General features: G+C 65.2%; 10 protein-coding genes. All 10 read right to left on the bottom strand.

Translation table 11 applies throughout. From position 1 onward, the window contains the following. Positions 1-19 precede the first annotated feature (19 nt). Positions 20-346, bottom strand: coding sequence for a copper-binding protein (locus CRO12_RS15425; RefSeq protein WP_017980774.1), 327 nt, complete (start codon positions 344-346; stop codon positions 20-22). After that, positions 346-3483: an efflux RND transporter permease subunit gene (locus CRO12_RS15420; protein WP_018251208.1), complete on the bottom strand. Its 3138-nt coding sequence runs from the start codon at positions 3481-3483 to the stop codon at positions 346-348. Before CRO12_RS15420 ends, CRO12_RS15425 begins: the two co-directional genes overlap by 1 nt. Further along, complete coding sequence (locus tag CRO12_RS15415; RefSeq protein WP_043060764.1) at positions 3480-4979, bottom strand: efflux RND transporter periplasmic adaptor subunit; 1500 nt, start codon at positions 4977-4979, stop codon at positions 3480-3482. The genes CRO12_RS15420 and CRO12_RS15415 overlap by 4 nt, the downstream gene beginning before the upstream one ends. Further along, complete coding sequence (locus tag CRO12_RS15410) at positions 4976-6193, bottom strand: TolC family protein (protein WP_018251210.1); 1218 nt, start codon at positions 6191-6193, stop codon at positions 4976-4978. The genes CRO12_RS15415 and CRO12_RS15410 overlap by 4 nt, the downstream gene beginning before the upstream one ends. An 897-nt stretch (positions 6194-7090) precedes the next feature. Continuing rightward, positions 7091-7543 (bottom strand): DUF411 domain-containing protein, encoded by a 453-nt coding sequence (locus tag CRO12_RS15405; protein ID WP_017980778.1) that lies wholly within the window; start codon positions 7541-7543, stop codon positions 7091-7093. Positions 7544-7611: 68 nt separating this feature from the next. Then, positions 7612-8004, bottom strand: coding sequence for a DUF305 domain-containing protein (locus CRO12_RS15400; RefSeq protein ID WP_042469554.1), 393 nt, complete (start codon positions 8002-8004; stop codon positions 7612-7614). A 133-nt stretch (positions 8005-8137) separates the two neighbouring features. Then, positions 8138-8875 (bottom strand): PepSY domain-containing protein, encoded by a 738-nt coding sequence (locus tag CRO12_RS15395; protein WP_017980780.1) that lies wholly within the window; start codon positions 8873-8875, stop codon positions 8138-8140. A 25-nt stretch (positions 8876-8900) separates the two neighbouring features. Further along, complete coding sequence (locus CRO12_RS15390) at positions 8901-9485, bottom strand: c-type cytochrome (RefSeq protein ID WP_024310687.1); 585 nt, start codon at positions 9483-9485, stop codon at positions 8901-8903. A gap of 15 nt (positions 9486-9500) precedes the next feature. After that, positions 9501-10793, bottom strand: a complete 1293-nt coding sequence (locus CRO12_RS15385; protein ID WP_043060765.1) for a copper resistance protein B — start codon at positions 10791-10793, stop codon at positions 9501-9503. Beyond that, a complete protein-coding gene (locus CRO12_RS15380) occupies positions 10790-12823 on the bottom strand; it encodes a copper resistance system multicopper oxidase (RefSeq protein ID WP_018251213.1) in 2034 nt (677 codons plus the stop codon). Before CRO12_RS15380 ends, CRO12_RS15385 begins: the two co-directional genes overlap by 4 nt. Between the last annotated feature and the right edge of the window lie 60 nt (positions 12824-12883).

Genomic DNA, 12883 nt, shown 5'->3' with positions numbered 1-12883 from the left:
CGAAGGTCGGCACGCGTCGTCAATGCGGGCTGATCGCCGTAACTTCTGCCGTCATACCCTTCGCCTTGGCGGTGAATGCGACCCGCTGCCCCGACCGCAGTCCCTTGAGCAGGGTCGGGGGGGATGCCCGGAAGGTCATCGTCATTGCGGGCCAGCCGATCGTCGGGATCGGGCCGTGCTTGATGGTTACGGTTCCACCTTTCGCGTCGACGGCAGTGATCGTCCCCGATCCGCTGCCGGATTTTACAGCCGATGCAGCCGGCCTGCTGCCTTGAGCAAGAGCGCTCGCTGCGATCGGCGTGACTAGTAGCATGAATGCGGCGCGCATGGAGAAAGTGGCTTTCATCAGATCTTCCTTTCGGGGCGGGTTGAAGCTCGCCGCCGCAAGAGCAAGTAGGCGGCTGGCAGGATGAACATGGAGAGGAAAGGGGCGGTCAGCATTCCACCGATCATCGGCGCGGCGATCCGGCTCATCACCTCCGATCCGGCGCCATGCCCGATCAGCACGGGGAACAGCCCGGCGACGATGACAGCGACGGTCATCGCCTTGGGACGTACCCGCAACAGCGCGCCCTCCCTGATCGCTTCCGATACTTGCTCGCCCGACGGTGACGGCCCGCGCTCGGCCAATGCGTGTTTCAGGTAGATCAGCATGACGACGCCGAACTCCGCCGACACGCCGGCGAGCGCGATGAACCCGACACCTGTGGCGACCGATTGCGCATAGCCGAGCAGCCATAATGTCCAGATGCCGCCGGTCAGCGCGAAGGGCAGTGTGCCCATGATAAGCGCCGCCTCGTCGAGGCGACCGAAGGTAAGGTAGAGGAGAAGGAAGATGATCGCGAGTGTCGCCGGCACGACGAGCATCAACCGAGCCTCGGCACGCTGCAGATACTCGAATTGTCCGGAATAGGCGATCGAGACGCCGGGGCTGAGCCGAACATCTTTGCCAACAGCACGGCGCAGATCGGCGACCGTGGAGGCCAGGTCGCGCCCGCGCACGTCGACATAGACCCATGTCGAGAGTCGACCATTTTCCGTCTTGAGCATCGGTGGACCTTCCGCGATCGACACGGATGCGACGGTGCCGAGTGTGATCTGCTGACCCGATGCGGTGACGATTGGGAGAGTTCGCAGTCCCTCCAGACTGTCACGCAGCTCGCGGGGGTAGCGGACGCTGATCGGGTAGCGGGCAAGGCCCTCCACCGTCTGGCCGATCGTCTCGCCGCCGATCGCGCCGGACACAATCTCCTGCACATCGGCGATGTTGAGACCGTAGCGCCCCGCGGTCACCCGATCGATATCGACATCGACATAGCGGCCTCCGGTCAACCGTTCTGCCAATGCCGAGCTGACGCCCGGCACGGTCCTGGCGACACGTTCGATGCTGCCGGCGATGCGGTCCAGCTCGGAGAGGTTGGACCCCGACACTTTCACCCCGATGGGACTCTTGATGCCGGTCGCGAGCATATCGATCCGATTGCGGATCGGAGGCACCCATACGTTCGTGAGGCCGGGCACGCGCACTGTGCGGTCCAGCTCCTCCACCAGCTTTGCCGGCGTCATCCCCGCGCGCCATTGATCGCGCGGCTTGAATTGGATGGTCGTCTCGAACATCTCGAGCGGTGCCGGGTCGGTCGCGGTCTCGGCGCGTCCGGCTTTGCCGAACACGGTTTTGACCTCGGGAACGGTTTTTATCAGCCGGTCTGTGCGCTGGAGCAGGGCCGAGGCGCTCGCGGCCGAAAGGCCGGGAAGCGCGGACGGCATGTAGAGCAGATCGCCCTCATCCATCGTCGGGATGAACTCGCCACCCAATCGGGTCAGCGGCCATGCCGTCGTCGCCAGTACCAGGGCGGCGATGCCGATCGCCGCCCAAGGCCGCGCCAACACGCGGTCGAGCGCCGGGCGATAGGCACGGGTGAGCACGCGGTTGATAATGTTGTCGTTCTCGGCCGGAATGCGTCCCCGGATCAGCCATCCCATCAGGACCGGCACGAGCGTTACCGACAGGATCGCCGCTGCCGCCATCGCATAGCTCTTGGTGAAGGCGAGCGGGGCGAACAGCCGTCCCTCCTGCGCTTCGAGCGTGAACACCGGCACGAACGACAGCGTGATGATGACGAGGCTGAAGAACAGCGCCGGCCCGACCTCGGCCGCGGCCTCGGTGATGACGCGCCAGCGTTCCTCGCCCGCCAGCGCCACGCCCGGATGGTCGTGTTCCCATCGCTCGATCCGCTTGTGCGCGTTCTCGATCATCACGATCGCGGCATCGACCATCGCGCCGATCGCGATGGCGATACCGCCCAAAGACATGATGTTGGCGTTCACCCCCTGCACACGCATGACGAGCAAGGCCGCGAGCACCCCCAGAGGCAAGGTGACGATCGCGACCAGCGCAGACCGGACATGCCACAGAAACAACCCGCAGATGATCGCGACGACGACGAACTCCTCGATCAGCTTGCCCGTCAAATTCTCCACCGCGCGGTCGATCAATTGCGAGCGGTCATAGGTGGTGACGATCTCGACGCCGGGGGGAAGGCTCGCTTTCAGTTCCGCGAGCTTGGCCTTGACGGCTTCGATCGTCTGCCGTGCATTCTTGCCCTGACGCAGGATGACGACTCCGCCCGCGACCTCGCCTTCGCCGTTCAGCTCGGCGATGCCGCGGCGCATCTCGGGGCCGATCTGGATCGACGCGACGTCGCCCAAGGTAACGGGGACGCCGGCACCGGCGACCTTGAGCGGGATCGCGCGGAAATCGTCGACGGTGCGCAAGTAACCTGACGCGCGCACCATATATTCGGCTTCGCCCAGCTCGAGGACGGACCCGCCGGCCTCCTGATTGGCGCGGCGAATGGCATCGACGGCCTGAGTGTGCGTGACACCGAATGCGGCGAGCCGCGTCGGGTCGAGCAGCACCTGATATTGCTTCACCATTCCGCCGATGCTCGCCACCTCCGCAACGCCGGGCAGCGTTTTCAGTTCATAACGTAGGAACCAGTCCTGCAAGGATCGGAGCTGCGACAGGTCACGGCGGCCGGTGCGGTCCAACAGCGTGTATTCATAGACCCAGCCGACCCCCGTCGCATCAGGACCCAGCGCGGCCTGCGCGCCTTGGGGAAGCCGTCCCTGCACCTGGCTCAGATACTCCAGCACGCGTGAGCGCGCCCAATAGAGGTCGGTCCCATCCTCGAAGAGGACATAGACGTAGCTGTCGCCGAAGAACGAATAGCCGCGCACGGTTTTCGCGCCAGGCACGGACAGCATCGTCGTGGTGAGCGGATACGTCACCTGGTTCTCGACGATCTGCGGGGCTTGGCCCGGCCAGCTCGTGCGGATGATGACCTGCGTGTCGGACAGGTCGGGGAGCGCATCGACGGGGGTGGCACGCATTGCGAACACCCCGGCCATGGCGAGCGCGATGGCCGCCAGGACGACGAGGAAGCGGTTCGCGACCGACCAGCGGATGATCGCGGCAATCATCGCCCAGCCTCGCGCGTCATGCGGCGCAGCGTTGGACCATCGGCGGGTTGATCAAAGCCGAACCGCACCCGCTCACCCTTGCGATACCCACGCACCAACGCGGGATCGGCGACGCGGAACGTCATTGTCATGGCCGGCCAGCCGATCGCCGGAACGGGCTGATGGGACAGGGTGACGGAACTGCGATCGATCGCCTCGATGCTGCCGACCGTCTCGTAGATCGACGCGGTGGGTTTCACGGCCGGCTTTGTTGCGGGTGACGCTTCGACACCAATCGGACGCGCATCGAGGCCAGCGAGGCTCGCTTCGGAGTCGATCAGGAACTGGCCCGACGCGACAACCTTCTCACCCTCGGTCAGGCCGGCGACTATCTCGGTTTTGCCGCCGCCTTCTGCGCCAGTGCGAACCTCGGCGGGTCGAAAGCGTCCACCCGGCCCTGCCAACATGACGAGTGTGCGCCGGCCGGTCCGGATCACGGCCTCACTCGGAACAAGGAGTGCATCGCGGCTCCCCTGGTCGAGCGCCACGCTGGCGAACATACCGGGGCGCAACCGGCCGGCACGGTTGGGGAGCTCGACGCGGATTGTGAGCGTGCGGCTCGCTGCCTCGGCCTGGGGCAGGATCGCAGCGATGCGGCCCCTGAAGCTTTCGCCCGGGAAAGCCGCCAGCGTGGCGATGACGGGCGTGCCGATCCGCAGGTTTCCTGCGAGGGCCTCAGGGACAGCCGCGTTCAGCCACACGGTGGCGAGGCCGTTCACCTCCGCCAGTGTCTGTCCTTGCGCGACCGTCATCCCCTGTCGGACGCCGAGCGTCTTGATGACGCCCCCCACGGGCGTGCTGATCGTCGTCACACCTTGCGGTCGGCCGCGCCACTCCGCCGATGCAATCGATCCGGCGGGCATCCCGAGAAGCAACAGGCGCTCTCGTGCCGCCCGCGTGAGCCCGGCATCCCCGGTGCGGCGCACGGCGAGATACTCCGCCTGCGCGCCCGCCCATTCGGGCACAAGGATATCGGCGAGCGGGGCGCCTGCCGGCACGACATCGCCTGGCGCGCGCGCATAGACGCGCTGAACGAAGCCGCCGCTGCGTGCCTGCACGACCGCAACGTTGCGGTCATTGAACTCGATGCTGCCGGTTGCCGAGGCCGAGTTTGACAACGATCCGCGTTCGACCGTGACGATCCGCGCGCCGAGCCGCTGGAGGCTGGCCGGATCGATCGCTACGCCCGGTGCGGCGCTACCGCCTGCGCCCTCGTCGGCATAGCGGGGGATCAGTTTCATCCTCATCGACGAGAGACCCGGGCCGTCGTGCCGCTCCCCCGGGATCATCGGATCATACCAGTAGAGGATCTTCTTCTGCGGGGCTGGGGATGCCGTTTGATCGGCAGCCGAGGACGTGCCAAGTTTCGCGAGCCCGAAGCCCACGCCCCCTGCGACCAGCACCAGCGCGCTTACCGCGGTGACAAGGCGGGCGCGGGTAATGGTAGTGTCGCTCATCGATCGGCGCTCCCGAAGGTAATGGTGAGGCGGACAGAGTCTGCGGCGACGAGCGCCTCACGGTCGAGCACGGTCAGCTCGGCGTCGGCGAGCGCGGTCTTGGCTTCGATGGCATCCGCAAGACTCGCGCGACCGGCAGAGTAGCTCGCTATCTCCAGATCGGCTCGCTTCCGAGCGAGCGGAAGGAGCACGTCGCGCGCGCGCTGCCATTGGCTGTGATGCATTTGGTGGTCCGCCAGCGCGGCCTCCAGATCGGCTGCCAATGTGCGCCGGGTTTCTTCGCGCGCGGCCTCGGCCTGCGCCTGTGCGGATTTGCGGGCTTCGATGCGCGGGTTCTGACGCGATCGAGCGAACAGCGGCAGGCTCATCGAAACTCCCGCCGACACCATGTCGCCATACCGGGGGTCACGGCGTTGATAAGCTACCTCTACCCCCCAATCGGGTCGCTTCTCCGCTCGCGCCGCATCCACGTCGGCCTGGGCGCGCTGAATACCGGCCTCGGCGAGAACCATGTCGGAGTGAAGGCTGAGCGCGTCCCGCAGCCGCGCCGGAGCCAGATCGATCGCGGGCATATCGCCGGCAATCTCGGGCGCCGATACGCCGGTCCAGCGAGCCAGCATCGCGCGGGCGCGCGCAACGGCGGCCATCAACTCGTCGCGGCGGTCGTCGAGTGCCGCGATCTCCTGATCGGTCGTCAGTGTCTGACCAGGGCGGACCGAACCGGTCGTCACGGCGGCCCGCGCAGCGGAAGGGAGAGATCGAAGGAATAGCAGAACGGTGTCGAGGGCAGCTAGTCGACGCTCGGCATAAGCAAGGTCGATCCATGCCTGCCCCGCTCCCAATCGCACCTCCCGGAGCTTGGTCGCTTGCGATGCTTCTGCCGTTGCGATCACGGCGCGTGCCTGCGCTTGCGCGGCATGACGCTTGGCAAGGTTGGGTAGGTCCTGTTGGAAACCGACACGCCCCATCGTCATGTCGTCTCTGGATAGGGAGAAGGCGGGTGGCCCAGAGACAGGATAATTCTCGATTCCGATCGACACACGGGGGTCCGGAAGGCTTCCCGCCGCACGTGCATCGGCTTGGGCGGCGCTGACCCCCGCGCGACCGGCAACCGCTCCCGGGGCGTTGGCAACCGCATCGCGCAGCGCTTGGTCATAGGTAAGTGTCTGCGCGTGCGCGGCGCTCGTCGTGAGCGCGGCGACCGCGAGCATCATGGATGCGCGCATCCCTCTAGTCCCTTCATGTCATAATGATGGCCGGGCTCCAAATGGTTGATCGGAGCCCGGCACCTGTTCAGGCTCGCCAGCTTAAGTTGACTGGCCGCCCTTCATTGACATGCAGGCGTCGCGACCGCGTTCCATCATCGGGCACACGCAGGCGCTCGACTGGGGAACGTCCGTAACCCATACGCGACGTGGGGCTTGAAGCGGCGCCCGCGGGCCCGGCTGGTAATTGGAACGCCACTCCCAATGACCATTGCTTTTATTTTCAGATGTGGCCGCCGTCGCTGCCGACGCGGCGAGGCTAGCGGCAAATACCGCCAAGATGAACGTTTTCATGTCACTTTCCAATTTGATCGAGATTTAAAATCGGCAGAGCCGCAACCGGCGAACGGCTGCAGCCTGACACGGCTTGACTCGATCAAACGGTAGGCGGTTCGGGCTCGGGAGCGACGTTGAGGCCGGCAAGTGCCCGGCTGGCAGGCCAGATAACGATTTGAGATGCGATCGAGCGCTTCAGCACTCTTGCCGGCTCCTCAAACGTCATGGGAACAACGCATCCCATTTGGGCGATACACGCCAGCGTCAGTCCTTTGCATGGGTGTTCCGATGACGGATCCGGGGTCGCCATACCCGCGCAATCCATGCGGGATGGGGTGACATGGCTCATCGCCATCTTGGGTGAGAGCGATGGGCCGGCCGCATACGCAATTCCTTGGCCCAAAAGGCCAAGCAACGCTCCAACAAGAAGCAAGAGAGAAAGACGAGCTTTCAACACCCGGATACTATCCCAATTGTCAACGCCGAGGTCAATACGGGTGGTTTGCCGGGTGCCGTAGTGCCGGCATGAAGCGCCGGGGAAGATTTGCCGCTCACAAGACAACCTGTCGTTTAGGCGCCGTGGCTAGCAAAGACACGCCGGCCAGCGGCACCGAACGCAATGACGTCATAGGGCTGGGTTCTCATGCCGGGCACCTCCATGCCCGGTGAGCCCATCGGCATTCCGGCCACGGCCAAGCCGCGCACGCCTTTAGGATGCTGGGCCAGCGCGCGCTTCATGTCCGCGATCGGGACATGTCCCTCAAACGCCATGCCGTCGATGATCGCGGTATGGCAGGACGCGAGGTCAGCGGGCAGGCCGATCTTACGCTGCAGCACCTCACGGCGATCATCGTCGATGATCTGGACCTTGCGGCCGAACTGCTGACGCACCTGCGCCGCCCATTTCTCGCAACAGCCGCAACCCGGATCGCGGTGCATGGCGATGTCGGCCGCGGCCGATGCGACCGCTGGGATGGTCATTAGCAAGGCGGCGACGGCGCCACGAACACCATTCTTCATCATCAGCTCCTAAAAGGAAATCCCCGCCCTGCCGGGGGGTAGGGGGATCGACAGGGCGGGGCAGCGCTCCCTTATTGCGGGCGCTTGCCGTGCTTGCTGAGCCACGCCTGCAGCTCGGCAATATCCTTTTCCTGTTTCGTGATCGTCATCTGCGCCATGCGCTTGGTCTCGGCGTCGCGCGCGTCACGCACCGCAACGCGCGACATGGCGATGGCGCCTCGGTGATGCTCGATCATCTTGCGCGTCCACATTTCGGCCGCGTCGCCCTGCTTGGCCGCCATCATCTTCTGATGCATGTCCATCTCGGCCTGGCCGTAGGGATTGCCGGCCATCATGCCCGCCATGTCGTCGTGGTTCATGCCGGCCATCTGACCGTGGTTCATGCCCTGCATTCCGCCGCTCTGCTGCGCGAGGGCGGGCGTGGCGAGCAGCGCCAAAGCTGCGAATGTTGGTGCGAAGCGCATTATTGATCTCCCTGGGTTCTAAGACTTCTACGCGTGCGAGGCGGCTATCCCTCACCCGGGGTGCTAGAACGCGCGAGAAATTGTCAGGAAACAGGACTTTATTTCCGAGGGCTACGCTCCTGAGCCGCGTATATTATGCCTCGATCACGATGTTGCGACGCCGCGTTTTGGGCCATCGCATGTAGAGAAGCACTGCCCCCCCTAACCAAAGCGCAAGCCCACCGATCGCGAAGGCGAGCAGCCAGGGCGTGTTGAAGTTCTCGTGATTCGTCCAATCCATGATGTGAAGGCCCCAGAAGAAGTCGTAGAGCCGCCAAGTGCCGGTTCGGACAGCCGAGATCCGACCGGTGTCGGCCGCGACAAAGACGCGGGTGGAATCGAGGTCGGCGAACGCGACGCGCCAGGCGGGGAGCGTGCCGCGATATTCGGGGCTGGCGCGCTCGATCCGCTCTACCTTCGCCGCTGGTCGAGCACCGCCACGCCATGCCAAACGCGCGATCTCCTCGGCCTCACGAGCCGTTGGTGCTGGCAGCGCTTGGCCCGTCGCGGCGTCGAACAGGCGCGTTCCCTTGGCTGTCGCGACCTCGGCGACCGGGCGGCCAAGCCACATGCGATAGGTGATGGCCTCGATGGGCGCATCTGCTGCGCCTACGATCGCCGATGGTGGGGCGAACGTGCTGCCGCGGGGAAGGGGCGCCGCGGCTTTGCGGTCAACGAGGTGATCGCCATGCACCCGATCGATCGGCAGGAAGCTCATCAGGGCGCCGCTTGCGAACCATAGCAGGAGCTGCGCGCCGATGATGATCGCGAGCCATTTGTGCGTGCGGCTCGCGAGTAGATGCAGCCTCAGTTTCGCGCTTTTCAGAACCACTCCTCCCTCAACCTCGTCGCCGGGGTCACTTCATACCCGGCATGTCCTTCATCATCTCGTCGTGATCGGCCGGGGCGCTCGCGACCAGTGCCTTATACTGTTCGGGCGTCATGCCGGGGAGCTTGCGGACGAACGCGACCATATTCCAAATTAGGGGGTCGGGATGCGTCTTGCCCCATGCCGGCATGGCGCTGAGCTTCACCCCGTGCTTGATGATCCAGAATTGCTGGGCGGGGGTGAGATCTTGAGCGCGCGCGAGTTCCGGCGCCTGTGGATAGAGGCCCTGGCTCATCTCGGATTTCTCGACGCCGGGGCCGAGATGGCAACCGGAACACATTTCTCCGTAAAGGCCCGCGCCGACTGACACGCGCTGCGCCGATGCCAGATCGGCCGGGGGTGTTATGCCGCGCGCGCGTGCCTCAATCGACCGATCGCGCAGGCGTTCGAGCATTGAATAGACCGCCGGCGTGTGCGGTTCGTCGGCCGCGATGTTATACACGCCAAGGTAGATAAACGCGGCTGCGCCCAGCGCCAGGACGATCGCCAGGGCGCCTACGAACGGCAGGCTCGGGAAGTGCTGCCTTATCGAGCGCCTGCCGTCTTGAGCCATCTGTTCCTCCATCGATCAGAACCAGACACGAACGCCGGCGACGATGCTCTTGGACGTTGCGCGATCCCCATCGGCGCGCGCGTAGCGGGCGGTGTCGCCGAAGCGGCGATCCCATGACACGCCGACATAGGGGGCGAACTCGCGCCGGATCTCATAACGCAGCCGCAATCCAAGCTCGGCGTTGGATAGGCCCGATCCGATCCGGTTTTCCGGCACGTCCTGCGCAGCGAAATTGAGCTCGGCGCGCGGTTGCAGGATCAGCCGCTGGGTGATGCGCTGGTCGTAATAGCCCTCAAGCCGCCCTAGCAGGTCGCCCTTGTTGGACAGGAATACCGCGCCCTCTAGCTCGAAGAAGCCCGGTGCCAGCCCCTCCAGCCCGACGGTCGCATAGGTGCGTTTCGGGGACGGCCCCAAATCCTGGCGGACACCCGCTTGTAGATTGAAATAAGGGCCAATGGTCCGGCTATAGAGCGCCTGCACCTCGGCGCTCTCGATGCCCTCGCGGAAGGCTCCCTCGCCCTCAGACTTGATGAAGAGGCGGTTGATGTCACCCCCGAACCACGCCTCGCCATCCCAGCGATAGCCGTCACGACCGTTGCGGAATTGATACTCAGCGAGGTTCAATAGCACCTGGCTGAAGTTTTGACCGCCGTGATGCTGCTGAAGGTGATGGCGACCCATCGCCATCGCGTCCGCGCCGTAAACGCTGTCGGCCGCATGGTCGGTCGGCAGGGGCGGGGCGGGGGCGTTTCCTGCGGGAAGCGCGGTGCCAGTCTGCTGCACCCCATCGGCCGCCATGCCTGGCATTCCGGCCATTCCCGACATGCCCTGCATGTCGTGGCCGCTGTGCTGGTCGGCTGGCATGGTCATCCCCGGCATCGCCGAATGGTCCATGCCCTGCATCGGCTGCTGGGAGCCCTGAGGGACCGTTTGGCCGTTTCCGGGCATCTGCATCCCCGGCATGGCTTCCATGCCCTGCTGTGAGCCCTGCGGAGCCGCATGGTCCATGCCGGGCATAGACGAGTGATCCATGCCCGGCATGGTCCCGTGATCCATACCATTCATGCCGGCCGTTGGCGCGGCGCGGCGTTTCGTCGTCGAAGCTGATGGTCGCCTCGCAGGAGCTGACCTAGTCTTGGCCGGCTTGCCTTTGGCCGTGGGCTTCACCACCGGCTTCTTTTTCGCAGGCATCGGCATGGTCATGCCCGGCATTGCCGAATGATCCATGCCCTGCATCGACTGAGCGGCGACAGGACCGGCGATGCCGAGCATGGTGGCGGCGGCGAGCGCCGCGGTCAGCCGGTTCATGCCGCCTCTCCCGCGAACGGGCGAACGGTGACGACGCGCATCATGCCTGCGGTCATGTGGTAGAGATTGTGACAGTGGAACGCCCAATCGCCGGGTGCATCGGCGGTCAGATCAAAGGTCATCTTGCCTCCAGGCGGCACGTTGACGGTGTGCTTGCGCGGCGCATGATTGCCGTGCCCCGTCACCAGCTCGAAGAAATGGCCGTGGAGATGGATGGGGTGCGGCATCATCGTATCGTTGACCAACGTCACCCGCGCCCGCTCGCCTTTGCGGAACGGGATGGGGTCGGCGGGATCGCTCAGCTTCTGCCCGTCGAAGCCCCACATGTAGCGCTCCATGTTACCGGTCAGATGGATCTCGAACTGACGCGACGGCGCGCGCACGTCGGGGTTGGGCGCGAGCGAAACGAGGTCGCGATAGGTGAGGACGCGGTGATCCAGGCCCTCCAGACCCTGGGGCGGTTCACCGCTACGGTCCTTCGGCATCGGGGAGATGGTCTGCACGCCCGGCCCCATCTTCACGCCCGGCGCATTCTTCGGGTCGCGCATGTTCATGTTCATGCCGCCACCCGACCCGTGGTCCATCCCGGCCATGCCGCCAGCCTGGCCCGATCCGCCCGACATGGCACTATGGTCCATGCCGGCCATGCCAGCACCGCCCGCTGCCATTTGGCTATGGTCCATCCCGGGCATTACAGCGCCGCCCATCTGGCTGTGGTCCATGCCCGACATGCCGGACATGCCCGCCATCGCTGCGCCTGCCGCGACCGTCCCGTGATCGGTCGGCCCCTTCCAGCCCGTCAGCTTCCAAAGATTGCGCGAGGCGTTCTGCATCAAGGTGGGGTCCGGCCCGCGCGTGGCGACCGGGCTCTCGTCCTTCATGCCGGACATGCCCTGCATCCCGCCCATGCTCCCCATGTCCATGCCCATATCGGTCATGGTCAGCAGCGTGCGCGGACGAAGCGGCGGGACCGGGGCGACCATCCCCTCACGCGGGGCGAGCGTCGCCCGGCCCATGCCGGAGCGATCGATAGCCTCGGAGACGAAGCTGTAGGCCCGGTCCTCGGGCGTCACGATCACGTCGAACGTCTCGGCAACGCCGATCTGGAACTCGTCGATCTTCACCGGACGGACATTCTGCCCATCGGCCTGCACGACGGTCATCGGCAGGTCGGGGATGCGGACGTTGAAGTTGGTCTGCGCCGCGGCGTTGATGATCCGCAAGCGGACCCGCTCGCCCGGCTTGAACAGCCCCGTCCAGTTGTCATACGGCCCGTAGCCGTTGACCAGGAAGGTATAGGTCGAGCCGGTGACGTCGGCGATGTCGGCGGGGTCCATTCGCATCTTTCCCCACTCGATCCGGTCCTTGAGCGGCATTTCCCGACCCGCGAGCAAGCCCGCGAGGGTCGGCCGCTGATAGTTGAAATAGGCGCCGCCCATCTGCTTCAGCTTCCGGAAAATCTGCTCGCCGGTCATCTGGCTGTGGTCGGACAGCACGATCACATGCTCGCGGTCGAACGCGATCGGATCGGCACCGGCCGGGTCGATCACGATCGGCCCGTAAAGTCCGCCCTGCTCCTGCTCGCCGGAATGGCTGTGATACCAGTAGGTGCCCGACTGGATGATCGGGAACTCGTAGATGAAGGTCGAGCGCGCCTTGATGCCGGGGAAGCTGATGCCGGGCACGCCGTCCATCGCGAACGGCACGAGCAGCCCATGCCAGTGGATCGAACTGTCCTCGTCGAGATTGTTGGTGACGGAGAGGCGGACCTTTTGCCCCTCCTTCAAGCGAATGAGAGGGGCCGGCACCGTGCCGTTGACGCCGATTGCGGGCGTCGACTTGCCGTCGACGGGAAGTCTGAAACTGTCGATCGTCAGCGCGATGTCAGTGCCCGAGACGGTCGGCAGCGGTTTGACGATCCCGCCCGAGACAGGCTGCGCCCACGCGGGCATATAGGCGGTCAGCGCCATGCCACCGCCAGCAAGGGCGGCGCCGCGAAGCATCTGGCGGCGATCGATAGTGCGGCTCATACGGTCCTCAAGGCTCTCGAACGGGAGTGTCCCTCTAGCCTTGATACGCAGCTCAGGGCG

It is taken from the genome of Sphingomonas guangdongensis, assembly GCF_900199185.1.
Lineage (GTDB): Bacteria > Pseudomonadota > Alphaproteobacteria > Sphingomonadales > Sphingomonadaceae > Sphingomonas > Sphingomonas guangdongensis.
The sequence above is the reverse complement of the archived record's forward strand: the minus strand, read 5'-3'. Positions and strand labels throughout refer to the sequence as shown.